Annotated in this window: 26 protein-coding genes, 1 tRNA gene and 1 pseudogene; 19 read left to right on the forward strand and 9 right to left on the reverse strand. The window is 54.4% G+C overall.

What is annotated here, in order from left to right:
• Nucleotides 1–153 precede the first annotated feature (153 nt).
• On the forward strand, nt 154–1,155 hold the full coding sequence (locus VGJ94_06870) for a transposase (protein ID HEY3276327.1): 1,002 nt from the start codon (nt 154–156) through the stop codon (nt 1,153–1,155).
• A 141-nt stretch (nt 1,156–1,296) separates the two neighbouring features.
• Here the strand turns inward: VGJ94_06870 and VGJ94_06875 are convergent, their stop codons facing one another.
• From VGJ94_06875 to VGJ94_06895, 5 genes and pseudogenes are all read right to left on the reverse strand, one after another.
• Nucleotides 1,297–1,701 carry a response regulator gene (locus tag VGJ94_06875; protein ID HEY3276328.1) on the reverse strand — a complete coding sequence of 135 codons (405 nt, stop codon included), beginning with the start codon at nt 1,699–1,701 and terminating at the stop codon, nt 1,297–1,299.
• 304 nt (nt 1,702–2,005) lie between these two features.
• Nucleotides 2,006–2,152 (reverse strand): PIN domain-containing protein, encoded by a 147-nt coding sequence (locus VGJ94_06880; GenBank protein HEY3276329.1) that lies wholly within the window; start codon nt 2,150–2,152, stop codon nt 2,006–2,008.
• 87 nt (nt 2,153–2,239) lie between these two features.
• On the reverse strand, nt 2,240–2,866 hold the full coding sequence (locus VGJ94_06885) for a DNA-3-methyladenine glycosylase (protein HEY3276330.1): 627 nt from the start codon (nt 2,864–2,866) through the stop codon (nt 2,240–2,242).
• Between the two features lie 129 nt (nt 2,867–2,995).
• A pseudogene (locus tag VGJ94_06890) lies at nt 2,996–3,325 on the reverse strand (PIN domain-containing protein).
• A 63-nt stretch (nt 3,326–3,388) separates the two neighbouring features.
• Nucleotides 3,389–3,589, reverse strand: coding sequence for a type II toxin-antitoxin system VapB family antitoxin (locus VGJ94_06895; protein ID HEY3276331.1), 201 nt, complete (start codon nt 3,587–3,589; stop codon nt 3,389–3,391).
• 450 nt (nt 3,590–4,039) lie between these two features.
• Between VGJ94_06895 and VGJ94_06900 the strand changes: the two genes are divergently transcribed.
• Together VGJ94_06900 and VGJ94_06905 are read left to right on the forward strand one after the other, a co-directional pair.
• The gene (locus tag VGJ94_06900) at nt 4,040–5,023 is read left to right on the forward strand and encodes an RNA polymerase factor sigma-32 (protein ID HEY3276332.1); all 984 of its coding nucleotides are present in this window, start codon (nt 4,040–4,042) and stop codon (nt 5,021–5,023) included.
• A gap of 2 nt (nt 5,024–5,025) precedes the next feature.
• Nucleotides 5,026–5,655, forward strand: coding sequence for a response regulator transcription factor (locus VGJ94_06905; protein HEY3276333.1), 630 nt, complete (start codon nt 5,026–5,028; stop codon nt 5,653–5,655).
• A gap of 100 nt (nt 5,656–5,755) precedes the next feature.
• Here VGJ94_06905 and VGJ94_06910 read toward each other — a convergent pair whose 3' ends face one another.
• Nucleotides 5,756–7,057 carry a nuclear transport factor 2 family protein gene (locus VGJ94_06910; GenBank protein HEY3276334.1) on the reverse strand — a complete coding sequence of 434 codons (1,302 nt, stop codon included), beginning with the start codon at nt 7,055–7,057 and terminating at the stop codon, nt 5,756–5,758.
• Nucleotides 7,058–7,763: 706 nt separating this feature from the next.
• On the opposite strand from VGJ94_06910, the gene VGJ94_06915 reads away from it, so the two are divergent.
• The gene (locus VGJ94_06915) at nt 7,764–7,997 is read left to right on the forward strand and encodes a hypothetical protein (GenBank protein ID HEY3276335.1); all 234 of its coding nucleotides are present in this window, start codon (nt 7,764–7,766) and stop codon (nt 7,995–7,997) included.
• Between the two features lie 23 nt (nt 7,998–8,020).
• Here the strand turns inward: VGJ94_06915 and VGJ94_06920 are convergent, their stop codons facing one another.
• Nucleotides 8,021–8,815 (reverse strand): cation transporter, encoded by a 795-nt coding sequence (locus VGJ94_06920; protein ID HEY3276336.1) that lies wholly within the window; start codon nt 8,813–8,815, stop codon nt 8,021–8,023.
• Nucleotides 8,816–9,016: 201 nt separating this feature from the next.
• On the opposite strand from VGJ94_06920, the gene gap reads away from it, so the two are divergent.
• The 10 genes from gap to VGJ94_06970 all read left to right on the forward strand — a co-directional run bounded on the left by gap (nt 9,017) and on the right by VGJ94_06970 (nt 19,659).
• Nucleotides 9,017–10,012 (forward strand): type I glyceraldehyde-3-phosphate dehydrogenase, encoded by a 996-nt coding sequence (gap, locus tag VGJ94_06925; protein HEY3276337.1) that lies wholly within the window; start codon nt 9,017–9,019, stop codon nt 10,010–10,012.
• 39 nt (nt 10,013–10,051) lie between these two features.
• The gene (locus VGJ94_06930; GenBank protein HEY3276338.1) at nt 10,052–11,230 is read left to right on the forward strand and encodes a phosphoglycerate kinase; all 1,179 of its coding nucleotides are present in this window, start codon (nt 10,052–10,054) and stop codon (nt 11,228–11,230) included.
• A 10-nt stretch (nt 11,231–11,240) separates the two neighbouring features.
• Entirely contained in the window at nt 11,241–12,002 is a 762-nt protein-coding gene (gene tpiA / locus VGJ94_06935; protein ID HEY3276339.1) for a triose-phosphate isomerase, read from the forward strand.
• A complete protein-coding gene (gene secG, locus VGJ94_06940; GenBank protein HEY3276340.1) occupies nt 11,996–12,229 on the forward strand; it encodes a preprotein translocase subunit SecG in 234 nt (77 codons plus the stop codon). The genes tpiA and secG overlap by 7 nt, the downstream gene beginning before the upstream one ends.
• A 31-nt stretch (nt 12,230–12,260) precedes the next feature.
• Nucleotides 12,261–12,345 (forward strand) — tRNA-Leu (locus VGJ94_06945).
• 443 nt (nt 12,346–12,788) lie between these two features.
• Nucleotides 12,789–13,451, forward strand: a complete 663-nt coding sequence (locus tag VGJ94_06950; protein ID HEY3276341.1) for a hypothetical protein — start codon at nt 12,789–12,791, stop codon at nt 13,449–13,451.
• A 287-nt stretch (nt 13,452–13,738) separates the two neighbouring features.
• A complete protein-coding gene (locus tag VGJ94_06955; protein ID HEY3276342.1) occupies nt 13,739–14,764 on the forward strand; it encodes a WD40 repeat domain-containing protein in 1,026 nt (341 codons plus the stop codon).
• Nucleotides 14,765–15,914: 1,150 nt separating this feature from the next.
• On the forward strand, nt 15,915–16,451 hold the full coding sequence (locus VGJ94_06960) for a 2Fe-2S iron-sulfur cluster-binding protein (GenBank protein HEY3276343.1): 537 nt from the start codon (nt 15,915–15,917) through the stop codon (nt 16,449–16,451).
• Complete coding sequence (locus tag VGJ94_06965) at nt 16,448–17,443, forward strand: xanthine dehydrogenase family protein subunit M (protein ID HEY3276344.1); 996 nt, start codon at nt 16,448–16,450, stop codon at nt 17,441–17,443. The genes VGJ94_06960 and VGJ94_06965 overlap by 4 nt, the downstream gene beginning before the upstream one ends.
• Nucleotides 17,440–19,659 (forward strand): xanthine dehydrogenase family protein molybdopterin-binding subunit, encoded by a 2,220-nt coding sequence (locus VGJ94_06970; protein HEY3276345.1) that lies wholly within the window; start codon nt 17,440–17,442, stop codon nt 19,657–19,659. The genes VGJ94_06965 and VGJ94_06970 overlap by 4 nt, the downstream gene beginning before the upstream one ends.
• 69 nt (nt 19,660–19,728) lie before the next feature.
• Here VGJ94_06970 and VGJ94_06975 read toward each other — a convergent pair whose 3' ends face one another.
• Complete coding sequence (locus VGJ94_06975; protein HEY3276346.1) at nt 19,729–21,060, reverse strand: acetyl ornithine aminotransferase family protein; 1,332 nt, start codon at nt 21,058–21,060, stop codon at nt 19,729–19,731.
• Nucleotides 21,061–21,383: 323 nt separating this feature from the next.
• Between VGJ94_06975 and VGJ94_06980 the strand changes: the two genes are divergently transcribed.
• From VGJ94_06980 to VGJ94_07000, 5 genes are all read left to right on the forward strand, one after another.
• A complete protein-coding gene (locus tag VGJ94_06980; protein HEY3276347.1) occupies nt 21,384–22,010 on the forward strand; it encodes a hypothetical protein in 627 nt (208 codons plus the stop codon).
• A 226-nt stretch (nt 22,011–22,236) separates the two neighbouring features.
• The gene (locus tag VGJ94_06985) at nt 22,237–22,857 is read left to right on the forward strand and encodes a hypothetical protein (GenBank protein HEY3276348.1); all 621 of its coding nucleotides are present in this window, start codon (nt 22,237–22,239) and stop codon (nt 22,855–22,857) included.
• A gap of 130 nt (nt 22,858–22,987) precedes the next feature.
• Nucleotides 22,988–23,662, forward strand: a complete 675-nt coding sequence (locus tag VGJ94_06990; protein HEY3276349.1) for a PilZ domain-containing protein — start codon at nt 22,988–22,990, stop codon at nt 23,660–23,662.
• Nucleotides 23,663–23,728: 66 nt separating this feature from the next.
• Nucleotides 23,729–24,319: a peptide deformylase gene (gene def / locus VGJ94_06995; GenBank protein ID HEY3276350.1), complete on the forward strand. Its 591-nt coding sequence runs from the start codon at nt 23,729–23,731 to the stop codon at nt 24,317–24,319.
• Entirely contained in the window at nt 24,312–24,530 is a 219-nt protein-coding gene (locus VGJ94_07000; protein HEY3276351.1) for a hypothetical protein, read from the forward strand. Before def ends, VGJ94_07000 begins: the two co-directional genes overlap by 8 nt.
• Nucleotides 24,531–24,665: 135 nt before the next feature.
• Here VGJ94_07000 and VGJ94_07005 read toward each other — a convergent pair whose 3' ends face one another.
• Nucleotides 24,666–25,064, reverse strand: a complete 399-nt coding sequence (locus VGJ94_07005) for a hypothetical protein (protein HEY3276352.1) — start codon at nt 25,062–25,064, stop codon at nt 24,666–24,668.
• Nucleotides 25,065–25,110: the final 46 nt, after the last annotated feature.

Consider the following 25,110-nt stretch of genomic DNA (forward strand, 5'->3'; position numbering starts at 1 on the left):
ACTCCTCACCGGCTATGCCGTCTCTTTTAACAGGCGTCATACCCGTTCAGGCCATCTCTTTCAGAACAGGTATAAATCCATTTTGAGGTATCTAGGGGGACGCCCTTTACTTTTTCACTTTCGTTCCTTTTCCTCCCATGATATACTCCCTTCATGCCCAGGAGATCACGCATTGACGCGGAAGGTGCCCTTCATCATATCATGGTGAGGGGAATAGATCGGGGGGTCATCTTTGAGGATGATATTGACCGGGACCGGTTTATCGATCGACTTTCTCATATTCTGTCGGAAACAGCTACTTCATGCTATGCCTGGGCCCTTATTCCCAATCATTTTCACCTGCTCCTGAAGACCGGTACAATGCCGGTAAGTCATGTGATGCAGAAACTCCTCACCGGCTATGCCGTCTCTTTTAACAGGCGTCATACCCGTTCAGGCCATCTCTTTCAGAACAGGTATAAATCCATTTTGTGTCAGGAGGAGCCCTATCTTCTCGAACTGATGCGATATATCCACCTGAACCCTATCCGTGCCAGCATTGTCTCTTCTATTTCGGAACTCGACCAATACCCCTATTGCGGCCACGGCACCCTTATGGGCTCATATAACCACGACTGGCAGGATACCAAAGGGGTGCTGCGCCTCTTTTCGGATAAGATACACATCGCCCGGAATCGATACCGTAACTTTCTTAGTAAAGGCCTCTTCTTGGACAATAAAAACGGTTTTACGGGCGGCGGACTCATCCGTAGCAGCGGAGGATGGAAACAGGTAATCTCGGACCGCCGGGACAAGGTATTCCAAAAGTCCGATGAGCGTATACTGGGAGACGGTGAATTCGTTGACCGGGTCCTTTTGCACGCAAAAGAAGAGAAGGAGAGAAGATATAGCCTAATGGCCGCTGGTATCGATCTCGACGCCGTGGCCCGGCGCGTCTGCGAGGTGCTTCATGCTGAGATGGAGGATCTTTTTGGCGCGGGGAAAAACCCGGACCGGGTAAGAGCCCGAAGCCTCTACTGCTACTGGGCCGTCAGGGAATTAGGGGTGAGCCAGACCGAGCTGGCACGGCAATTCAGCCTTTCTCCCGCAGCCCTTACGAAAACAGTGAGAAGAGGAGAAGCTCTCGCGAAGGAGAGAGAGTATACCCTCTTGTGATTATGGAAAAAAATGAAAGTGAAAAAGTAAAGGATGTCGCTTTCGGCCGTCCCCCTCACAATCTATTTGTATTCCCATACTCTGGGACTCTGCTATGCGCAATGTGCGGGAACTTCAATGGCGGAAATCAGGGGAAAATAATTATTTCATCTTGATTATCCGCTCCGTCTCTGAAGTATGCTCGAATATGTGACGTAACTCTTCTCCAAGCTCAGTTTTTGATAGACCCTTCGGTATCACGGCATGAATTCCATCTAACCGCATTTCACCAGAAAAAACAAGGTCATCGCCTGTATGCAAGGCAAACAAAACATCTGGACGTATCCCTGCAAGTTCCCCGCAAAGTTTCCTGCCGCTGGCATCTGGAAGATGTTCATCCACCATAGCCAGATCGAGTGTAAAGCGTTTGTTCAGGAATAGTTTACGTGCGTCTTCGCCTGTCGTGGCTACTACTACATCATAACCGAGCTTTTTCAAGCTGAATTCTACTACTGTGCAGATCATAAAATCATCATCGACAACTAGAATCTTTCGCTTGGCCGACATCAATAATCCTTTTCAGGGCCTTATCGGACGGATCGTGTATATATTCCAAAAGCGGAAAATTTAAGCCTTTTTAAGTAGAAATGGGTAACTGTAAGAAAAAATCTTACAAAACAAGATTGTTATTGTCAACAATAAAACATAATTGATGACTGTTTGGTATAATTTTTGCCTAGAGATGGCGTCACCATTACCATTACTTGGTTCTTTTGCATGCAAAAGAAAAGAAGGAGGGAAGAACCGCCTTATGGCCGCAGGGATCGATCCTCACCCAGTGGCCCGGCACGTCTGCGAGGTGCTCACATCTTCACCAGAACCTGAGCGGGATGACCTTTGATATTGCATTAAAATCGTCATCGCTGTGAAGGAGTATGAGATTGTGCTCCAGGACGGTCTGGGCGATGAGACAGTCGATTGTGCTCCTGATGGTGATTCCCTTCTTACGGCATTCCATGCAAAGTTTCGCAGGTTCCGCGAAAGAATCGACAGGGTCTTTCAGGTGATAGAAACGTGGTGAGGACGGCTGAGGGGACATCCATAACTATATCACTATCTTGTCAGAACCTTCCGGGGGCTGCTTCGGACCGCTCACGAACGGGTTGTCGGACTCAAAAAAGCGGAGCATGCGCTCCACCTCCCGCGTTAAACCAATGCGCACGCTTTTTCCGATTGGGCGGGTCGGCTGCGATGCCGGACCGAGCCACAGCGACCTGTCCGTGCATAGGTCTACACCGTCGTATCCCGCGTCGATCCACATCGCCTTGGATAGCCGGCCCGGCCCTCTCGCGAGGTCACGTAACCGCGTTGAACCACGACGAGCTTGCATCAACGCGATTCCTTCCAGCGGTTCGAGTGCGCGCAGCAGCACCCCTGCGCCGATCCCGGGCAACTCACTTGTGACGTTGAGTAAATACGACGAACCATATACTAAGTAGACGTACGCATGGCCGCGTTCAAGATATAGCGAGCGATTGCGTGGCGTCCGTCCGCGAAAGGCATGCCCGCTTGCATCGTCGATGACATAGGCTTCCGTCTCAACGATGCGTCCCCTTATCCTGCCCTTTCCGAGATCATGGACCAGCGTCTTGCCAATGAGATAACGCGCCAGCTCGACCGTGTCGACCGGCAGCTCCGCGCGACGAAGATGACGGATGCGGCCCTTATCCAATGGGACCTCACGCCATTCGCTCAACCCGCTGAGGCCGCCGGACGGGGGCCTCAAATGGATCGGCAAAATACTGCGTCTCGTGGAACACCTTCCCCCGGAACCCAATGGCGCTTAGTATCTCCTCCATCCTCACCAGAACCTGAGAGGGACGACCTCTGATATCGCATCAAAATCATTATCATTGTGAAGGAGTATCAGGTTGTGCTCCAGGGCGGTCTGCGCGATGAGACAGCCGATTGTGCTCCTGATGGTGGTTCCTTTCTTACGGCATTCCATGTAAAGTTTCGCAGCTTCCGCGAAAGAATCTACAGGGTCTTTCAGGTGATAGAAACGTTGTGAAGACAAATAGCGTCTGAGAAGGGAAAATTCTTTCTCCGAAGCGGCCCCTTGAAGCACCTCTTGCAAGATAAAGGAGGTTATTCCGAAGGGTATCTTTCGTTCCAGGATATCCTGGAGTTTCCGGCTGCCCTTCGGTTTTTGAACCCCTCAAAAAGTCAATGAGAACCGACCTATCGACAAGAATCATCTCCCTTCACGCAGAGCCTTATAATCGTAGTCCCCGGCGAACTTAATCTTACCTGCAAGGTCAAGGAGGTCGAGACGTTTACGGCTTTCAACAAATTCCTCCAGCGCCTCATGGACAAGTTCTTTCTTCGTTCTTGCTTTGCTGAGCTTAAAAGCCTCAGCCACCAACTCCTCATCGAGGACTGTGTTTGTTCTCAATATACACCTCCATGTATGTATCGCTATACACCGCAAAGGGGAGGCTGTCAAGATCCGTATGACATGCCGGCGGAATGGTCGAGACGAGGGAGCGGTGAGATGGCGGTCTCTCGTTTCAGTGACAGGAAGCAGATAGGAACATCTATAAAGTATTTCAGGGGAAAAGGGAAGAGTGGCCACAACTCCTTAATTCTGCACGATAAATATTTCCGGACCCACGAGTTACATCATGAATGATGACGAAATTTTTGTCGTTTACGTGACATATAAACGAGCATATCGTGTGGTAAATTTCAAAAGTGGCACAATGAGGGGAGAACGGTCGCCCCTGAGACTTCATATACAGGATTCAAAAGATTGAACGTCTGGCCATTCCGGTTGGGCGCGCACGCGCCGCAGCATTTTGCCCGGTCATGACGATATAGCCCACAAAAGGTAAAGGATTAATCTATGATTGATGATTTATTTCCCGCCAATGGAAAGAAGGAAGGAGAGCCCAATGAAGACAAGGGCTTGGCCGTTCCTTTCGATGCCCTAAAGACCTATCTCGCCGAGGTATCGAAGTGCCCGTTAATGACGCGGGAAAAAGAGCATGCGGTTTCCCTGCTCGCGTTCGACCACAAGGATCCGGATGCGGCCCGGGAGCTCGTCACGGCAAATCTCAGGCTTGTCGTAAAGATCGCGCTCGGATACTATGGTACATACCTCAATCTCCTCGACCTTATCCAGGAAGGGAATTACGGGATACTCCGCGCGGTAAAGAAATATAATCCCCATAGAGGCACGAAATTTTCGAGCTATGCCTCATACTGGATCAGGGCCTACATGTTGAAGTACATCATGGATTCATGGAGCATGGTCAAGATAGGCACCACCCAGGGTCAGAGGAAGCTTTTTTTTGGTCTGAAAAAGGAAACGAGAAGGCTCGAAGCCCTCGGCATCTATCCCGAGCCGCACATTATCGCCACCTCCCTCCAGGTGGAGGAAAGGGATGTGGAAGAGATGCAGCAGAGGGTACTGTCGGGCGACCTCTCTCTTGAGACCCCCGCCTATGCCGACAGTGACGACACGGTCATGGACACGCTACGGAGCAATGATGATGTATTCGAAATAGTGAACCGCAAAGAGGAGAAGGAGCTGTTCTCAAGAAAAATCACGAATTTCAGGGATTCGCTGAACGTCAAGGCGGCCTTCATTTTCGATCACCGCATCATGTCGGAAGAACCTCAAACCCTCCAGGAGATCGCAATTGTCTTCAACATTTCCCGGGAGCGGGTGAGGCAGATAGAAAGGAAAATCCTGGGAAATTTGAAGGAGCATTTCATCGCGGAGGCCGCAGATTCCTTCGGGCTCATGAAGAGAATAAAAAAACCTGTTTTTCATACCCGCCCCAAGGAAGAGTCCTATCCCGCACGCCATATGGTGCAAGGGTAATCATGTTCCGTTTCGCTATCGTGGATGACCATCCCATCGTGCGCATTGGTTTGAAGGAGATTATACTGGAAAGCTTTTATGGCGCGACAATCGATGAATTTGCAGCGGGTTACGAGCTCATATGGAATGCCCGCAAAAATCGCTACGATATAGCCCTCCTCGGTATCGATCTTCCCGACATAAGCGGTATTGAAGTGCTTGAGGAGATCAAGAAGAAAAATACCAAACTCCCCGTTCTTATTGTAAGCATGCACCCCGAGGAAGACTACGCAACCCGCGCACTAAGGGCCGGCGCGTATGGATACGTCTCCAAACAAAGTGCCACCGAAGAGTTGCTGGAAGCCATGCGTAAAGTCCTGTCCGGCAAGAAGTATGTGAGTCCGGCCTTTGCGGACAAAATGCTGTCCGACTTCGAAACGGGTGCCGAGCAGGCCCCTCACGACAAACTCTCCGTCCGTGAACTTCAGGTGCTGGTCATGATTGGCAGAGGAAAGACGGTAAACCAAATGGCGGAGGGTTTCCATTTAAGTGCGGATACTTTGAGAACCTGCCGCGCCATTATCTTACAGAAACTGGGCATGAAAGGAATCAGCCAGTTGATGCACTATGCCATAACACGCGGATTGATATAATAAATGCCTCATATATAATCCCCCCGATTCTGCCATCTGGGCCCCCGGGCTTTCAGGCGGCATTCAGTAACGATCCCATCCTTTTTTTAAGCTGCCCTGGTTATTTGGTTCCCCCCTGAGGTTCCGCCTGCCGGCTTGCCACCAGCCGCCACTCGGTGCCGTGGAGGGCTACTGTGGTCCAGAATGCCTCCTGTGTCACGGCCTTGTCGGTGTCGCCCGTAGAGAAGCGGTAAAACCCGTGTCCTTCCTTCTCCTTTGCGATCCGCTCGGCGAGAGAGAGGAACTCCGAGTAGGGTTTGTATAAGTCATCCTTGAAAAGTACGGTGCCTGTTCTCTTCCTGTTTCGGTCATAGAGGACTCGACCGTCGGTCTGCATCGCCCATATTTCGAAGGATGGGGCCTTTTTCATTTCATCGGCGACAGCCTTCGAAAAGACAGTTTCCGGGTTGAGAAGGATGCTCGCCGATCCGAGAAGCTCGTTTTTTTGCGAGAACACGGGGTACTCCAGGTCCACCGCCGCGAAACCTTCAACGGAGAGAAAGACCGGGCTGAATACAGGCTTGCCCGTGGCATGGAGCCTTTTCATATGCTCCTGGCCGCTTATATCGGCGCCTTCGAATTTTCTGTACCCCTGGGGCTCTACTATCACCATCTTTCCTTTCCCGTCTATGGCGGCGCAGTCAACCGCATAGGCGCTTTTCTTGCAGAGGCCTTCGATCATCTTTCGCGCCTCGTCCCCCGAGATACCCGTTTTCGATAAACGGGATGCAGTGTCGCCGAGCTCGGCGTCCATGAGATTGAGCACGGTGGAGAGCTTTTTCTGTATCCTGCCCAGGACTGCGGGAGGCAGGGCGTAGAGTCCGGCTTTTCCCGGGTCCCCGGGAAGGGAGAGGTGGGTCTGGGCAAAGAGCCACTTTTTGTCCTGTTTCATGAGGACACCGGTCAGTCGTGCCGAAAAGGTCATGGCCGCGCCGCCATTGAGGGCGGTCGTCTGCATCCGGGCGGCGAACCAGGCGGTTTTTCCCGAGTAGGAGGTGGCGAAAGGGATTATTTCTACGGACTTGATCTCCCCAAAGTCTGCGAAGGTCCTTTCCAGGCCCTCCCGTATCTTCTGAGAGCCCACCAGCCTTTCATCCTCTCCCATGCCGATGGCGAGGGCGCCCTTGTCCCTCGAATAGAGGGCCGTGAGACCTTTCGCGTCTTTCTTTTTATAGAGATCGGCCATCTTTTTCACGATCGCCGCCACTTCCCCCTCGGTCCCGGAGGGTGTCTTGCCCGTGGCCTTCTTCGCGGCAAGGGCCGGGGAGCAGAAAATTCCCGCGACGAGAATTGAAATGACGATAAATGACGGGACTTTTCTCCTCCACGGTCCTCCGGAACACAAGGCCCTTCCCTTCTCCATTGCACCCTCCTTCTTTCAGATATATGGTGAGATAGCGACTTCAGTTTACCAGAAGAAGGGTCGGGATGAAAGCACTTCGGCGGGAACTTTGGCCTCTGAACCGCTCCCCGCAGATAAGTGTCGGTAAATGATGACTTGTTTCAGGCGAATTATTTTGAGCGACTTCATCACCCTTATAGATATGCCGATCCCGGGCGTGGCTGGTTTCTTCCGGAGGCGGACTCGAGATAGCCTCGGTCCGAAAACTGATTTGGCCATTTCGCCTGCCCTTAAGTTTTCGCTCCTCTCGCCGATAATATTGTAAAATGGTGTGGTGCTACTACAGGGGCATGTCTCTATGGGTATGAGTGTGCCGGCCGTCGGCCGGGGGACGCTGCATGCCCATGGCTTGACAGACAGGACGCCCGATCCGCGGACGGGTGGCTCCGGTGATCCCGGGGGCGGGTCATTCGTCGGGAAGGACCTATATATCCCATCTGCTCCGCAATCCCCTTCTTTCACTCCTTCTTATGGTTCTTCGCCATACGGGTCGCCCGGTGCGGGCGGCGTCGCTGCGCCTTCGGGACATTCTTCCCAAGCTGTGGTCGGCCCGTCTTCGGCGCCGGATTCCCGCGAAATAGGGTCCCGTGAGTGTACGACATGTGATGCAAGGACCTATCAGGATGAATCAAACGACCCCGGGGTCTCTTTCAAATCAGCGGCCCACGTGTCGCCTGAGGCGGCAGCGTCCGCGGTCAGCACCCATGAAGGAGAGCATGTGGTGCGGGAGCAGTTGAAGGCGGAGGCAGATGGCAATACGGTGGTGAGGCAGAACGTGCAGATCCACACGGCGGTGTGTCCGGAATGCGGCAGGGTCTATGTATCGGGAGGCACCACGACCACTGTCACGAGAAGCGAGCCCCCGACGAGGAGGGGGCGAAATATCGAGATCGAAGTATAATCCAATAACGTATTTTGAGAATCCTATCGCGACAGCCGCAGGATCCTGTAGGCCCCTCTTCCCACTAAAAGAAAGATTATTGTCCCTGTGATCAGGTCGGGAAGATTCGAAGCGCTGAGGTAGACGAGGATGCCGGCGACGATGACGCCGGCGTTTACGATTACATCGTTCGAGGTAAAGATCATGCTCGCCTGCATATGGGCTTCACGGCTTTTCGCCTTTTGGAGGAGATAGAGGCAGACCGTATTTCCCCCAAGGGCGAGGCATGAGATCACGATCATGAGAAGAAAATCCGGGGCCTCGCCATGCCCCAGAAAGCGCCTGATCACCTCCGCGAACCCCACAATGGCAAGGCCCAGCTGAAAATACCCTGCAATCCCGGCTACCTTCTTTTTCCGGGAGATCGCGGTGCCCACCGCGCCCAGGGATAATCCATAGACGATGCTGTCGGCGAGCATGTCGAGGCTGTCGGCGACGAGGCCCATGGAGCCTGCGATTAGGCCTGTAATGATTTCAAGGGCGAAAAAGCCGAAGTTGACGGCGAGGACCTGAAGAAGCACGTGCCTTTCCTTGTGGTGATCTTCCTGCACGAACTGCAGATCGGCCTCTTCGGAAGAAAGAAGCTTCGTATCGAGGTCGAGGCAGTCGAGGGCGGCAAGGAGGCCGTCGTAGTTGTCCTGGTGATTGATTTCGAGCGTGCGCCCGGGTATATCGAAATGAAGTGATTTTACACTGTCTATAGCCTCCAGCTTCATCCGGATCATTTGTTCTTCCGAAGGACAATCCATTTTGGCTATTCTGAATACTGTCTTCCTCATCACCTTCCCCGCCCCGGCTTTCTATAGCAGTCACAATTTATAACACATCCTGAAGTCGTGCTCCAGATGAGCCGGAAATCCTCGTCCGCTCTTCCGACTTCGGTTCTTGCCACGTCCATTGAAAATCCCGACTTTACAAGGAAATCGGTTGACAGAAGGGACCTGTTTGATTAGTATTAAGAAAAAAGGGAGGAGGTTTCCATGTCTATCAAAGTTGGAATCAACGGGTTTGGCAGGATAGGGAGGCTGGTCTTCAGGGCGGGCCTTGGGAACAAAGATGTGGAATTCGTTGCAGTCAACGACCTCACTGACGCCAGGACACTCGGCCACCTTCTGAAGTACGACTCCGTCCACGGGATACTGGACGCGGAGGTAAAGGCTACAGATAATTCCATCATCGTAAACGGGAAGGAATTAAAGACATATCAGGTGAGGGACCCGGAGCAGCTTCCATGGAAAGACCTCGGCGTGGACGTCGCCCTCGAGAGCACGGGAAGGTTTACGGACCGGGAAGGGGCGATGAAGCATCTCGCCGCCGGGGCGAAAAAAGTCATAATCTCCGCACCGGCCAAAAATCCCGATGTGACCTTCGTGCTCGGGGTGAACCAGGAAGTCTACGATAAGACCAAACACCACATTATTTCCATGGGGTCCTGCACCACAAATGGTTTGGCCCCCATCGTGAGGGTGCTCCATAACGAGTTCGGCATCGAGCGCGGCCTCATGACCACAATCCATGCCTACACCAACGACCAGGTCATTCAGGATGAGCCCCATAAGGACCTGCGAAGGGCCCGGGCGGCCGCCCTCTCCATGATCCCCACCACCACGGGGGCAGCGAAGGCGATTTCCGAGATCATCCCCGAGCTGAAGGGAAAACTCGACGGCCTCTCTATCAGGGTGCCTATCCCCAACGTATCCCTCGTCGATTTCGTGGCGACCCTGGCGAAGAGCACCACCAAAGAAGAGGTCAACGCGAAGCTGAAACAGTACGCCGACGGTCCGATGAAGGGCTATCTCTTCTGCAGCGATGAGCCCCTCGTCTCACGGGACTACAATGGGAATTCCGCGTCGAGCACCGTCGATCTTCCCAACACAATGGTGAGCGGCAATATGGTGAAGATACTCTCCTGGTACGACAACGAGTGGGGTTTCTCAAGCAGGATGGCGGAGCTCCTTTCCTTCATCATGAGGTGAGGATCTCCCGGTTCCGTTAATACCAGACAGGAGCAAAAAATGAAAAGCATAGATCAGATAGATTTGGCCGGTAAGAGGGTGTTCATCCGCGTCGATTTCAATGTGCCCACGGATGACGCGGGCAACATTACGGACGATACGAGAATAAAAGCCCATCTCAAGACCATCGGGTACGCAGCCGAAAAGGGCGCAAAAGTCATCCTCGCGTCCCACATGGGCAGGCCCAAAGGGAAGAGGGACGACAAATTTTCTCTGAAACGGGCTGCGGCAAGGCTTTCGGAGCTCTCGGGAAAGCCGGTCCTCTTCGTAAACGACTGCGTAGGCCCCGAGGCGGAGAAGGCGGTGGCCTCTATGAAGCCTGGAGACGTCATACTCCTTGAAAACCTCCGGTTCTACATAGGAGAGGAGAAGAACGACGAAGGTTTTGCAAAACAGTTGGCAGCCCTTTCCGACGTCTACATAGACGACGCCTTTGCCGTCTCCCACAGGGCGGCAGCGTCGAACACGGCCATTACGGCCCTGGTGAAAGAGTGCGCCGCGGGGTTCCTCCTCAAGGACGAGATCGATTATTTCAATAAAGCCATGGGGAACCCGGTAAGGCCGCTGGCCGCGATCATCGGAGGGGCAAAGGTTTCCGACAAGATCGGCGTCCTCGAGAAGATCATCGAGAAGGTGGACATGCTCCTTATCGGCGGCGCAATGGCATTTACTTTCCTTAAAGCAAAGGGATACGAGATCGGGAAATCGAAATGCGAAGAGGATATGCTCGATACGGCCCGGGGAATCATGGAGAAGGCAGCGGCCCGGAACGTGAAACTCTACCTGCCCGTCGACACGGTGATCGCTCCCGAGCCTTCGGCAAGCGCGGAAATGAAGGTGGTGACCGTGGAAGCGATGCCAAAGGACTGGATGGGCCTCGATATCGGACCCGCCACGACCTCTCTTTTCTCCGATGCCGTTAAAACCGCAAAAACGATCGTATGGAACGGGCCTCTCGGCATGTTCGAACTCGAGCCTTTCAGCAAGGGGACTTTCGGCGTGGTCCGGGCGGTAGCCAATTCCGGCGCCCTCACCATAGTGGGCGGAGGAGACACGGACACCGCGGTCCATCAGGCGGGTGAAAGCGCGAAGATCTCCTACATCTCTACAGGCGGAGGCGCCTTCCTCGAACTCCTCGAGGGTAAGACACTTCCCGGAGTCGCCGCGCTCGGCGCATAAGGAGGCCACAGTGAGAAACTGGATGATTGCGGGGAACTGGAAGATGCATACCACGATTTCCGATGCGAGGACTCTCGCTGCCGCGGTGGCGGAGGGGACAGGCGGGCTCGATCAGGGCGAGGTGGTAATCGCGCCCCCCTTTACCGCCCTCAGTGCGGTCAATGAGGTAATTAGGGGCACCAGGGTTTCTCTTGCCGCCCAAAACATGTTCTACGAGGACAAGGGCGCCTTCACCGGCGAAATCGCCCCCTCCATGCTCAGGGACGCAGGGTGCGCCTATGTAATTATCGGTCATTCGGAGCGGAGGAAATACTTCCATGAAACGGACGAGACCGTAAACCTCAAAGTCAAGAAATGCCTTACCGAGGGTTTGAAGCCGATCTTCTGTGTGGGCGAGACGCTCGAAGAGCGGGAGCAGGGGGTGACGGAGTTCGTGATAGGTGGGCAGTTGAAAAAGGGCCTCTACGGCGTAGCCTCCCTCGACAATGTGGTCATCGCCTATGAGCCGGTCTGGGCCATCGGAACAGGTAAGACCGCCCTGCCCATCGAGGCGGAGGAGGTCCACCGCTTTATCAGGCAATTGATCGCCGATATGTATGGAGATTTCGATCAAAACGTGCGTATACTATACGGCGGAAGCGTCACAGGGGAAAATATCGGCGATCTCATCGGCATGGAAGATATCGACGGCGGCCTTGTGGGCGGCGCATCCTTGAAAGCCGAAGGCTTTCTGGCTATAATTAAAAACGCAGCGGAGAAGAAGAAATGTTGACAGCAATCGGTATAATACACGTATTAGCGTCCATAGCCCTCGTATGTATCGTCCTCCTCCAGACAGGTCGTGGCTCGGAGATAGGGGCAGCCTTCGGGAGCGGTTCGAGCCAGACCCTTTTCGGTAGCTCGGGCTCAACAGTCTTCATGACCAAACTGACCACGGCCACGGTCGCGATCTTCATGGTCACGAGCATGCTCCTTGCATATTTTTATAGCCATAGATAATGGTTTTGTGGTAAATAGAAACACACCTGATGCCGAAGTGGTGGAATAGGCAGACACACCATCTTGAGGGGGTGGCGGGGCGACTCGTGCGGGTTCAAATCCCGCCTTCGGCACCATTTTTCTCATATAACTTCAAAGGTTCGTAAGCTCTTTCCTGCCCTACCAACTCCAAATCCTGTTTCATTCGTTATTTTAATCGTCTATTATTAATATGCGAAAATGGTTCTACTCCGACATATGCCCGGGTCGGCATAAGAGAGGGTAATTTAGGTGCTGCACCTGAGAATGCACCTACGAGTCGACACCAGGGCTTCCTCTATGTAGCCGCTGTTACCACAAAAAAGCTGGTACATTATGCACTATCCGGCCCGCTCGACAAACCTTACAAAGAGCGCTAAGAATATTTATTATCTTGCGGTCGTCCCTAATATCAAAAACTACGTACTTATTTGCGGCTGTTCCCTTATGACTACTTTTCCCTTCCTTATTGGAGGGTTTTTTGACTTTACAACTTGACTGTGTAACAATTTTTGTGCAAATTCCCGGGGAGGTACTTTGAATGAAGAGTGGCGGGCGTTTCGGAGGAATACCAGGAAAACTGATGCTTTTCGCTTTTACTGCCGCTATGTTGTGGTGCGGTGTGCCGGGGCTGTGCCACGGCGCTGCGGCAGACGCTCCTTATTACGCGCCAAAGAAGCCGATTGATCTGGGAGGCAGATCCGTTCAATTCGTATTTACCGACCTAAGAGGGGAATATACCCAATTAGCATGCTCGGATGCTGCTCCGGCAGGGGGCACTGAATTTGACGATAAAGACGGATTTGATTTCTTCAAGAATTATCTCCTGCGAATGGCCAAGGAATCGTCCGCCTCAATTGAACATTCGTCTGACAATGTGATCCAGGTCCAACTTGAAGTCTTGAGCCCCAGAATTTTTGGATTCCTTTTTCTTCGGGTCCATGGCCTGACTCAATTTAGCGTGAAGTCGAAGTCCCTCAACAACAGATATTGCTCTGACATGAAAGATGGGGATCCTGACTCACCGCTAAGCCTCACGTCGGTAGGCACGAGAAAGAGCGCCATGAGGACGATGGTTTCCGGATCCACGACCAAAACCGTGGAAGCCTTCCTCGCTGACCTTAGCAAATCCCTTGTTGAGCAGCCACCTCACGGAGAACAGGAGAATCCTGAGGTCAAAACGCCTGACCAGCCCAGTCGATGACGAAGGAAGATGGGTTTGGTACTTACACCCGGAAGGCAACGTTGGCTACGCCGTCGGCGGAGTGAAGGAATGCGCCGCCGGTTCGGACGCTCTTCCACGAAGTCGCCCGGGGGGACGCCCGCGGCTCGTTCAGGATACTTCTCGGAATGGTTGTAATGCGTCGGGATTTATAGGACAATAGGGTAAGAAAGAAGCCACCTACCCGCCACCCTCAGGTCATGAGGCTTTATTGACGCTGTCAGGCCCGTTAAGGGTTCAAACTAATTCTTGTTGAGGAGGTCTTCCTTGTGAAAAAGTTCATTTCGTTCTCCGTCCTCTGTATCGTCATATCAGTGGTTTTTGCAATACCCCACGGTGTGGCTGACACGAACCAGGGAAAAATTGAGATAGTTTCCGGGTCCGCCGTAAATTCGCTCGCCTTCAGTCCCGACGGCAAGCTCCTTGCGTCGGGACATAATGCCAGAAACGTCGAGATTTGGGATGCTACCACTGGAAAAAAACTTGTGGCCCTCGAGGGCCATGGCGACATTGATTCGTGGGGGGGTCCGGCAGGTAAAGGCTCGGTTAATTCAGTAGTCTTCAGCCCTGATGGGAAGGTCCTCGCATCGGGCGGCAGCGACTCTCGCATCATTCTGTGGGATACCGGGACATGGAAACAGACCAAGAGCCTCCAAGCAGGGTCCTCCTGGGTCAGTTCTTTGGCCTTTAGTCCTGATGGAAAACTCCTCGCGTCCGGAGGAACCGATTGTTTAATCACTCTTTGGGATGTTGCGACATGGCAGAAGGTGAAAGAACTTAAAGGTCACGACCGCGCGATCAACAGCGTTGTGTTTAGTAAGGACGGCAGGGTGCTTGCTTCAGGCTCCGAAGACAGGTTGGTCATTATGTGGGACCCCTCCACGGGGAACAGAATAGCCACCCTTGACGCCCGTTCCCGCAGGGTTTGTTCGATCGATTTTGCGCCGGACGCCAGGGTCCTCGCGTCAGGTGGTAATTTTCCCAATATTGTGCTCTGGGATGTGGCTGCAGCATCTCGCTTGAAACTGATACCGACCACCCAACGGTCTATGGTGCTCTCCCTCAAATATGCCGCCGATGGCAAGACGCTCGCCTCATCGTACTACAATGGGCGAATCGATCTATGGGAGACGGAAGCCCCTTTTCGAAGGAAGATGCTCAGTGTCGAAAGTAGCCCGGTGAATTTCCTGACTTTTAGACAGGACGGCAAAGTGCTGGCCTCCGGCGATCAAGCCGGCAAAATTATCGTATGGTTGAACGGAGTCAGCCCCTGGGGACCCCCCAATATTCCGTAATATAAAGACCGCGTCGACTACTGGAAGGGCCAGGGAAAGGCTAAGAACGTGCCTACGGCGTACAATTATTAAGAAAGTCTAAGACCGACAAAGGGGCCGCGTTCCGAAAAGGACGCGGCCCCTTTTCATTAATAACGAGCGATAAAGAGTCGATCTCCGCCGACGCGGCAGTTCATATGGAACCGATCACAGCCCTTCCCATTGGAGTGGGGATTTGGTGGCCACGGGAACGGGAGGGCCCTATACTCCCCGCTTCGGCTGCGCCCGTTACCCACTAAAAGACGGTTCGTCCGGCACTCAGCCACCAAACTCGTCGTACTTCCTCAGGCACGGCTGGCTATCCTTCGGAGCGTTTCTCCTCCCCGAGTGGGTCCCGACGGTGCTCGCAAGGCGCAGGGAGTATAGAACCCTCCCGTTCCCGTGAAGCATGAGAGGCATGAAACTCAGCGCGAGAGAGAAGAATACTATGGGCTCTCTTTCAGGAAGTTAGAAACGGTTCTCCTTTCCATGAGTTATTACTTATTTACGACCGTCTCCCACACCTCTTACCTACTTTGCGGGCTCACGTTCAGCAACAAGCTTTGGTCTAAAAGGGTACCCCAGCGCATCAGTCCCCGCCATAGGTATAACAAAAAACATGCCTACTCCCGAGTCTCTGACTTGGACAACTTGATACCCGTCCCTGCTTTTCATAAAACGACGCACACCCCATTCCGCACCTGCAATGAATTTGTTCTCGGACCGATGCGTTGATTGGTCAATTGATATATATCTTGATTTGCAAACAAAATCATCTCTTTGTCTGAAATATGTTGGATTTCCAAATCTCTTCAGGCTCCTTCACTTCTCATTCAGAAATAGCTCATCGCCGTAAGCCTTGTTACCGTACCAGCGGAAAGACCGGCGAGGAAAATGGCGTGATTTGAAAGCTGGAAGTGCCTAAAACCCTACAGTTGATTCCAAGGTATCCAATGATTAGCGTATTGTCATGATGATCGACGGGACGCGGGCGGTATTGCGGGCCGGCTCGGATCTTACCATCAATTGGCAATTTTCCTGCTCTTTTCTCTATTCCCCGTAACGAAAAGAAGAAAAGGAAGTCCGGTTCTCCAACGTGACTGTCCGGTAACAGGCACCATAAGGAGTAAATATGAAGAGCGATCAAATGACTGACACTGCGGCCAAGGCATCCCCTTCTCCGGCTGCCAAAACCGGGATCACCCTGAAGGTTAACGGGGTCATGAGACAGTTGGAGGTTGCCCCCTGGACGAGCCTGCTCGATGTCCTGCGCGAAGACCTCGATCTGACGGGCACGAAGAAGGGGTGCGACCACGGTCAGTGCGGCGCCTGCACGGTGCTGCTGAACGGCGTGCGGATCAATTCATGCCTGACCCTCGCGATCATGCATGACGGAGCAGAGGTGACGACCATCGAGGGGTTCGCCAAAGGGGAGGCGCTCCACCCCTTGCAGGAGGCATTCATCGCGCACGATGCCCTTCAGTGCGGATACTGCACCCCGGGGCAGATCTGCTCCGCCGCCGGATTACTGAAGGAAGGCAGGGCGAAATCACCGACCCACATCCGGGAGCTGATGAGCGGGAACATCTGCCGCTGCGGGGCCTACCCTAATATTGTCGCGGCAATCGAACAGGTCATGGGGATGAAGGAAAAGGGAGGCGGACAATGAACCCCTTTACCTACACCCGCGCCGAAGACGCGGCGGACGCGGTGCGTGAAGCGACTACGGACCGGGCCGCCAGGTTCATCGCCGGCGGCACGAACCTCCTCGATCTCATGAAGGAGGGCGTCGAGCGGCCGGACCGGCTGATCGATATCTCGCGCCTGGCCCTCAAGGAGATCCTTCCCAACCGGGAAGGTGGTTTGAGACTCGGCGCGCTCGCGACCAATACGGACGTCGCCTATAATGAGGAGGTAGGGCGCCGCTATCCGCTGCTCGCGAAGGCGATCCTCGCGGGGGCCTCGCCCCAGCTGCGCAATATGGCGACCCTGGGCGGCAATTTACTGCAGCGGACCCGGTGCTGCTACTTCTATGACATTATTACCCCCTGCAACAAGCGGATACCGGGAAGCGGCTGCTCCGCCCTCAACGGGTTCAACCGCGCCCATGCAATACTGGGCACGAGCGAGCGCTGCATCGCCTCCCACCCGTCGGACATGTGCGTTGCCCTGGCCGCTCTTGGAGCGAAGGTCCACGTGAGCGGGCCTGAAGGCGACCGTTCGATGCCCTTCGCCGACTTTCACCGTCTTCCCGGAGACACCCCGCACATCGAGACAAATCTCCATTTCAATGAGATTATCACGGCAGTGGATCTGCCCGTGAAAGGCTTTGCGGATCACCACTGTTACCTTAAGGTCCGCGACCGGGCATCATACGCCTTCGCCCTCGTCTCCGTGGCGGCTACCCTCGATCTGGACGGCGACAGGATCAGGGAATCGCGCATCGCCCTGGGCGGCGTCGCGCACAGGCCATGGCGCGATCCCCAGGCGGAGAGTCTGCTCGACAACCAGCGTGCCACCGGGGAGACGTTTGAGCGGGTCGCCGAAGCGCTCCTTCGGGAAGCGAAAGGTTTCGAATACAACAGCTTCAAAATCGAAATGGCCAGACGTGCCGTGGTTCGGGCATTACACACGGCCGCCTTCGGGGAGGTACTCTTATGAAGACCGCCTACATCGGGAAGCCCACGAGCAGGGTAGACGGTCGCGCCAAGGTGACGGGGGTTGCAAAATATCCCGCCGAGATACACATCCCGGACCTGGTCTATGGCTGGGTCGTGTCGAGCGCGATCCCCAGGGGAAAGATCCGGACGATCCATGACTCCGCCGCCCTTCAACTACCGGGTGTACTGCGGGTATTCACTCACCATAACAGTCCTCGCCGGGGAGAGACCGATGAGGATTACATCGACGAGGTGGCGCCTCCCGGCTCTCCTTTCCGACCCCTTTTCAACGACGAGATCAGGTTCAGCGCCCAGCCGATCGCGCTGGTAGTCGCCGAAACCCTGGAGCTTGCCCGATATGCGGCCTCTCTCGTCCGGGTCGAATACGAGCCCTCGGCCCATGCCACGGACCTCTGCGAGGAGATGGAGAGGGCGTACGAACCGAAACCGCGAGAGTTTATCGTGCTCCAGGGACAGAGGGGCGATGCCGCAAGAGCGATGAATGAAGCGGCGATACGGATTGAAGCGGAGTATCTCGCGCCCTGCGAGCATCACAATCCTATGGAGCTCTTCGCCACCACCGTATTCAGGGACGAGACAGGCCGGCTCTTCGTCTACGATAAAACGCAGGGGGTGCAGAATGTCCGGAACTACCTCTGTAACGTATTCGGCTATTCCCACGACGATCTTCGGGTCATCTCTTCTTTTGTCGGCGGGGCATTCGGCTCGGGGCTGCGCCCCCAGTACCAGGTATTTCTGGCCGTGCTGGCGGCACGGGAGCTGAAGCGCTCCGTCCGGGTCTCCCTTACCCGTCAACAGATGTTCAGCCTCTCCCGCCGTCCAGGGACCTGGCAGCGCGTCGCCCTCGGCTCCAAGTCCGATGGGGTGCTCCAGGCGATCACCCATGAGGCGATAGCCGAGACGTCGCGATACGAGGATTACAATGAGACGGTAACCAACTGGTCCGGCCTGCTTTACCAATGCGATAACATCCATCTCCGTCAGAAGGTCGTGCCCCTCGACCTCTCGACACCGGGTGATATGCGTGCCCCGGGCGCCGTGTGGGGCTTCTTTGCCCTCGAATGTGCCATGGACGAGCTCGCCCATAAATGCGGCATCGATCCGGTCGAGCTGAGACTGAGGAATTACGCGCAAAAGGACCAGATCAACGACAAGCCATGGTCGAGCAAGGCGCTTCGCTCCTGTTATCGCCTCGGCGCCCAAAAATTCGGATGGGCGGCACGTAAGCGCGAGCCGCGGTCCATGCGGCAGGGCAGCGCGTTGATCGGCTGGGGAATGGCCGGAGGCATGTGGGACGCCTTTCACGCGCCGGCGGATGCGAAAGCCGTCCTTACTCCGGATGGAAAACTCACGGTCGGCAGCGCGACGTCCGATATCGGCACCGGCACCTATACAATCATGACCCAGATTGCCGCGGAGATGCTCGGACTGCCTTTGGAAAATGTGACTTTCAGACTCGGCGATTCGTCTTTGCCGAATGCGCCGGTCGAAGGAGGCTCCTTTACCGCCTTGTCGGTGGGATCGGCGGTCAGGGCCGCGTGTGGAAAGATACGGGAAAGGCTGTTCCAATCGGCGCGGAATATTGCCGGCTCGCCCTTTGCAGATGCCGGAATAGAGGACGTGGAGTTTGCCGAGGGACAGATAAGGCTCGGGAGCGACCGCTCCCGCACCCTGCCTCTCATGGACGCGATCCGGCATAGCGGCCCCCGTACTATCGAGGCGGAGGTGTCGGCGGGACCGGCGCCGGATATTGGCAAGTCTTCTCACTTTACCCACTCGGCAGTCTTCGCCGAAGTGAGGGTCGACCGGGACCTGGGCACGACCCGTGTGACTCGGCTCGTCAGCGCCCTCGCCCTCGGCCGGATTTTAAACCCGAAGACGGCGCGAAGCCAGGTGCTCGGAGGGATGGTTATGGGTATCGGCACGGCCCTGGAAGAGGAGAGCGTAATCGACCGGAATTTCGGCCGCTTCATGACTCATAACCTGGCGGATTACCACGTGCCGGTAAATGCCGATGTGTGCGACATGGAGGTGATCTTTGTGGAAGAGCAGGACGACGCGGCAAACGCTCTCGGCATCAAGGGGCTTGGCGAGATAGGCATCGTCGGCGTGGCCGCGGCAATCGCCAACGCCGTCTTCCATGCGACGGGAACACGGATACGGGACCTGCCGATCACACCCGATAAGCTGCTCTGAAGCGTACCGGGAAAGTTCCCGGTCATAGAAGCCTGCGTGCATGTGCGAAGATGCCCCGGACAGTTGGGCCTACCGGCCTGATATCGATTCGCGGAGCACATGGTCGAAGATCTCGAGGCAGACGTCGATCTCATCCGCACTCGCGGTGAGGGCGGGACAGAAGCGGATCGTATTCTCTCCTGCGCCGAGGAGGAGGAGCCCTTTCCGGAAGGCCTTCTGCACGATCTCATTACGGAGTTCTCCTGCCCTTTCCTTCCTCTCCCTGTCTTTTACCAGCTCGACTCCCACCATGAGCCCCCTGCCACGCACGTCTCCCATGGATTCGCATGTTTTTTGGATTGTTTTCAAGCCTTCCATGAGACGCTCCCCCTGAATCGCCGCATTTTCCATCAGCTCCTCTTCGAGAAGGGCAATCGTGGCGAGTGCGGCCTCGCATGAGACGGGATTGCCCCCGAAGGTCGATGCATGGGAGCCTGCCTCCCAATCCATGATATCTCCATCGGCGATCATCGCGCCGAGCGGCATGCCGGAGGCGATGCCTTTGGCAAGGGCGATGATGTCGGGGGAGACGTCGAAATGCTCGATGGCGAACATCTTTCCTGTCCTGCCCATGCCCGATTGTACCTCGTCCGCCACCAGGAGAATGCCGTGCTTTCTCGCGATCCTCGAAAGCTCCGGGAGAAACTCCGGGGGCGGCACCACGTAACCCCCTTCTCCCTGGATCGGCTCCACGAATATGGCGGCCACCTCTTCGGGGGGCATGACCGTGGTAAAAAGGGTCTCCTCGATCCAGCGCACGCATTCGAGGCCGCACTCAGGCGCGCAAAGCCCGTAGGCGCAACGGTAGCAGTATGCGTAAGGCACATGGGTTATGCCCGGGACGAGGGGGTTGTAATGCCTCTTTTGTATCGATTTACTCGCCGTCAGAGAAAGGGCCCCCATAGTGCGGCCATGGAAAGCGCCGAAAAAGGCGATATTGAGCTCCCGCCGCGTATGCCATCGGGCGAGCTTGAACGCCGCTTCCACGGCCTCGGCGCCCGAATTTCCGAAAAATATCTTCTTCTGCCCCTTGCCCGGCGCAAGGGACGCGAGCTTCCGGGCAAGGGAAATCTGGGGGGTATAGTAAAAATCGGTGCCCGACATGTGGAGGAGGCGGTCGGCCTGCCTTTTGATCGCGTCGACCACCCGGGGATGGCAATGGCCGGTGGCGCACACTGCGATGCCGGCGGTGAAATCGAGAAACTGGTTCCCGTCAGGGTCCTCGACCCAGAGCCCGCTGGCCTTCTCCGCCACGAGAGGGTAAATCCTCGTGTAGGAAGGGGATACAAAATTGTGGTCCATCCTGATTTGCTCTGAAGCGACGGGTCCCGGAAGGGCCGTAAGGATTGAAGGATATCTCATTGCGCGTTCTCCCCGGTTGTCATGTGGTGTCAGAAAACAGGTACCCTTTTATAACTTATAGCATAGAGAAGAGATGTCAAACAGAGGGACTCTGACGGGCAGGACTCATAATTATTGACCGCCTGAATAGTTCATTTTATACTGGTCAAGGAAAAGCAGGCGTTAGTCGATAGCTTAACATACAGTCATTAGTCGATAGTGAAAGACCAGGACGCGATTTTTGCATCTGGAATTATTTCTTTGTCCTTGTCGTTACTAACGACTAGAGACTAACGACCAACGACTATCTGTTAAGCTATCTGTTAAGCGTGCCGGGGGGAGAGATGAACAGGATTATGGCGGTCGTAAGCCTCTGCATTTCCGGATATTATGCATGCAATGTGCTACGCCATATGATCAGCCCCGGTATGAATGTGGGCTACACGCGCATGCTTCTCTTCGCCTGTCTGGCCACCATTCCACTCGTTTTTCTTCTCCTCATGGTAGGAGGGAAAGACCGTCTGCTTTTCTTTTTCACCCACCGACGGGAAATGATCGGAGGCGGCCCGGCGGCCATATTACTCCTGGCGGGTCTCGTCCTCGTCCTGATCTTCCTGCCGGTGGGAATGCTCGTGGGGATCTGGTTCGGTATGGGATTCCATTTCGGCTCCCTTTTTCTCCTCTACTTTGTTCCCCTCATTATTCGTCTCATCTTCGGTTCGACAAAGGATTCAATACTGGCCGCCATAATCCAGGGGCTAACCTTTTTCTTCTCATTTTTTCTGGGCATATGCCTGGTCGCCATTCTTGAACGGTATTTCTGGGGAGCGGACACTTATGGCGAACATTTTCAACTCCTGTGGCCCGGCTACCGCGATGCCGCCAAAGTCTTCTTTAGTGTGTCCATTTTTGCCCTTCTCAATCAATTGATGGAATTCCGGCACGCCCTCGTCTCCCTGTTTGCCAGGTGATGAAGGGGAGGGTGCGCGTCAATCGGATCCCTTGGCGTTTTTTAAGAACTTTACATTTAACAGGGGGTATATTATCATCTGTAGCAGGATGTAGTGCAGCATTTTTCACTGAAAGACAGTGTGAATTTCTTCCGCCCATGGTCAGTGGCCGCGGGCGAAGAGTGCCTCGGGGGAGAGATCCTTGCCGTCAGAACCGATACGACGTTTAATTGAAGAGGTGTTTAAAATGAAAAAGGGTATCTTTTTTGCTATCATCGCTTTTATTCTGACTTCATGCACGGTAGGCCCCGTTCATATGGCGAAGACGGAAGAGGAGAGCTTCAAGAACTCTTACGATGAAGTCCAGCTCAAAAACCTGTATGACAGGAATAAGCCCCTTTTACGAGATATTTATGCAAGGCTCAGGGCATCCCAGATAAATATCTACCGAGAAGGGATCGGCTTCACCACTTTGAAAGACCCGAAGAATAACGGCCATTATTACTTGATGGTGAATGTGAGGCCCCCGGAGATCGTCTTCGACGAGAGTACATCCAAACCGGAGCAGCGGTTTTCGAAGGTGATGGGCGCCTATTTTGAGAAATACCTGCTCTACATCAAGAAATCGGATATCGAGGCTGCCGGCGTCGAGGGCCTCTCTTTCGGCGTCTACTGGCCTGTCCGTGATTATTCCCAGTGCAGGGAAAACGGCGGATTTCTCGAGTATGTCATCCTCCACCTGTCGAAGGATGACCTCAACAGCCTGTACGCCCGGAACAAAACCTTTGCGGAGCTTGCCGCCCAGTCAGAGGTGATCGCAAGCCTCGACCTCAAGGCACCGACCCATATGAAAGCCGTCTATAAGTGATCCGTGCCGGAGGGGCGTGCGGCGCCCCTCCGGCGCCTTTGCCCGCCGAACCTGCATTGTCTACCTTCTCTAATGGATTTTTTTGTCGAAATATCTTAATTTATTCAGTTTAGGAGACGATGAACAGAATATGACTTTTCGACCTGGAATAAATACGCGGATAGTCACGGAGATCGATCTCATGAAAGAGATCATCCATGTGAAGAATTCGATCGTCTACGAGGTGAACGGCCGGACCGTGATCATGGCCCAGACCGACCCTCCCATATTGAAATCGATGCTGAACAGGGAGTTCATCGTCACCTACCTTATTCATGAGAAGGGCGAGGCCGTCCGCTACGGATTTCCTGCCGTGCTCGTCAGGTTCCTCGAGGGGTATAAACTTAATTCATCCCAGGAAGTGACGGCCCTCGAGGTCTCCATGAGGGTGGAGCCTTCGCCCTACAGTATACGGATGTTCTATCGGGTGGAGCCGACCGGAAGGAGTAACCTGGCCTTAAGCGTCTTTCATAAACAGGTCAATATCCTCGATATCTCCCTGGGGGGCGCGCGTTTCAGCCACGACAAGCGTTTTGTCTTTGAGCCGGACCGCAAAGTGGAGCTTTACATGACGCTGGAAGGAAAAACATATAATCTGGACGGCCGGATTCTTAGGACCTGGGAAGGAGAAAACGAGCGCTTTAAGCATGAGCTCGGTTTCGCGTCGGTCGAATTCCTGAATATGACGAGGACCCTCGAGCATGCGTTATCGCGAAAAATAAGAGAGATAGAGAGGGATAACCGTTTCAACGAAGTCTTCCCTTAGCCCGCCGGAATGACCCGGATGCCCTTCCCGCTACTTCCTGAAGGCGATCTTATAGAAGGAGAATCAATGGCGTTACGAAAAATTGCACCCTTGGGCTGTCCCACCCTGCGGATGAAGGCATCTTCCGTAGACGACGGGGGGTCGCCGGAGGTCCGGAGCCTCATCGAAGATATGATGGAGACCCTTGCCGATTCGGGCGGCGTAGGTATCGCCGCGCCCCAGGTGGACGTCTCTTTGCGGCTCTTTATTATGGTAATAAATCTAAATGATCCCGATCCCGGCACACCCGGGCCGGAGGCGGTAGTCATGATTAATCCCCTCATCACCGGCCACTCCGACGAAATCGAAAAGGACTGGGAAGGATGCCTGAGCATTCCGGGTATTCGGGGAGTAGTCCCCAGGTTTACCTCGATTACGATAAAATATACGGGTGAGGAGGGCGCTGAGGAAGAACGGGAATTTCACGGTTTTGCTGCACGGGTATGCCAGCATGAATACGATCACCTGGAAGGGCTCACCTATCTCGACCGACTGGAAGGGGTGGAAGATATCGTATCCGAGCTTTGGCTGGAGGAGCGTTCTTCTCAGGACGGGTCGTCCGAAGTTGTGGAAGTAGGAGAGATTGCGGGAATGGCGTCAGGAAAAACCGATGTTTGAGAGTATATTCTCCGGTTTGTCGGAACACGATAAGTATGAGATCACCGGGTGGGCTTTCAGCTACCTGATGACGACCAACCTCACCGTAGCGGATTGCGTGGTGAAAGCCGTCAAGCATTGCAAACCGAAGAAAGTAAGGGAGGACGGCTCTCTCAAGATATCGAGGTCGACATTCATCGAGCTCCAGCTGCGGGTCAAAAATATGCTGTAATTCCAATTCCAAATCAAAGATGAAATCGAGGCGCTGAGGAAGGAGCGACGCAGGTGTACTTTACAGTACACCGAGGAACAGATGACGAGTGCAACGAAGAGAGCGCTTTGAGTTGGAATTGGAATAAAGCGAAAGTTACGCCCTGGGGTTGTTCCTGTCCAGCCAGATCCCGATATGCCTGCATTCGCGGGGAAGAGTGCGGCAGTAACCTGCTTCATCCTTGCTTTCAGTGCAGTTTGCACAGATCTTCCAGTGGCCGCATGTCACCGTGGAGATGAGATGGGTCTCACATTCGAGGCACCAAAGATATCCGCATGCCACGCAGAGGCCCACCGTCGGATCGGCAATTCCCTTTACCCCATTACAATCTATTGTCCGGGAGCCGCCGCACCGGGGACATTGCTTTGCCTCGGGGTCGTGAGCGCCTGCCTCGGAAAGAGGCTGGTTTTCTACAGAACGGTCCAGCGCCTTTTGGACCTTCGGAGGAAGGAGGTCCCACATGTTTCGAAGATGGGTTCGGTCGGATTTAGCCATTGGTGCTCGTCCTTTTTCTTTTAATATGTGCGCCTGAAGGCGGCTG

Source organism: Syntrophorhabdaceae bacterium (assembly GCA_036504895.1).
Lineage (GTDB): Bacteria > Desulfobacterota > Syntrophorhabdia > Syntrophorhabdales > Syntrophorhabdaceae > PNOM01.

Bases quoted from the DNA above. Each gene is read 5' to 3' on its own strand.
- VGJ94_06880 (HEY3276329.1), bottom strand. From the start codon at position 2,152: ATGGAATGCCGTAAGAAGGGAATCACCATCAGGAGCACAATCGACTGT.
- VGJ94_06930 (HEY3276338.1), top strand. From the start codon at position 10,052: ATGAAAAGCATAGATCAGATAGATTTGGCCGGTAAGAGGGTGTTCATC.
- gap (HEY3276337.1), top strand. From the start codon at position 9,017: ATGTCTATCAAAGTTGGAATCAACGGGTTTGGCAGGATAGGGAGGCTG.
- VGJ94_06875 (HEY3276328.1), bottom strand. From the start codon at position 1,701: ATGTCGGCCAAGCGAAAGATTCTAGTTGTCGATGATGATTTTATGATC.
- def (HEY3276350.1), top strand. From the start codon at position 23,729: ATGGCGTTACGAAAAATTGCACCCTTGGGCTGTCCCACCCTGCGGATG.
- VGJ94_06975 (HEY3276346.1), bottom strand. From the start codon at position 21,060: ATGAGATATCCTTCAATCCTTACGGCCCTTCCGGGACCCGTCGCTTCA.
- VGJ94_06870 (HEY3276327.1), top strand. From the start codon at position 154: ATGCCCAGGAGATCACGCATTGACGCGGAAGGTGCCCTTCATCATATC.
- VGJ94_06990 (HEY3276349.1), top strand. From the start codon at position 22,988: ATGACTTTTCGACCTGGAATAAATACGCGGATAGTCACGGAGATCGAT.
- VGJ94_06980 (HEY3276347.1), top strand. From the start codon at position 21,384: ATGAACAGGATTATGGCGGTCGTAAGCCTCTGCATTTCCGGATATTAT.
- VGJ94_06910 (HEY3276334.1), bottom strand. From the start codon at position 7,057: ATGGAGAAGGGAAGGGCCTTGTGTTCCGGAGGACCGTGGAGGAGAAAA.
- VGJ94_06965 (HEY3276344.1), top strand. From the start codon at position 16,448: ATGAACCCCTTTACCTACACCCGCGCCGAAGACGCGGCGGACGCGGTG.
- VGJ94_06905 (HEY3276333.1), top strand. From the start codon at position 5,026: ATGTTCCGTTTCGCTATCGTGGATGACCATCCCATCGTGCGCATTGGT.
- secG (HEY3276340.1), top strand. From the start codon at position 11,996: ATGTTGACAGCAATCGGTATAATACACGTATTAGCGTCCATAGCCCTC.
- VGJ94_06985 (HEY3276348.1), top strand. From the start codon at position 22,237: ATGAAAAAGGGTATCTTTTTTGCTATCATCGCTTTTATTCTGACTTCA.
- VGJ94_07000 (HEY3276351.1), top strand. From the start codon at position 24,312: ATGTTTGAGAGTATATTCTCCGGTTTGTCGGAACACGATAAGTATGAG.
- VGJ94_07005 (HEY3276352.1), bottom strand. From the start codon at position 25,064: ATGGCTAAATCCGACCGAACCCATCTTCGAAACATGTGGGACCTCCTT.
- VGJ94_06970 (HEY3276345.1), top strand. From the start codon at position 17,440: ATGAAGACCGCCTACATCGGGAAGCCCACGAGCAGGGTAGACGGTCGC.
- VGJ94_06960 (HEY3276343.1), top strand. From the start codon at position 15,915: ATGAAGAGCGATCAAATGACTGACACTGCGGCCAAGGCATCCCCTTCT.
- VGJ94_06920 (HEY3276336.1), bottom strand. From the start codon at position 8,815: ATGAGGAAGACAGTATTCAGAATAGCCAAAATGGATTGTCCTTCGGAA.
- VGJ94_06900 (HEY3276332.1), top strand. From the start codon at position 4,040: ATGATTGATGATTTATTTCCCGCCAATGGAAAGAAGGAAGGAGAGCCC.
- VGJ94_06950 (HEY3276341.1), top strand. From the start codon at position 12,789: ATGAAGAGTGGCGGGCGTTTCGGAGGAATACCAGGAAAACTGATGCTT.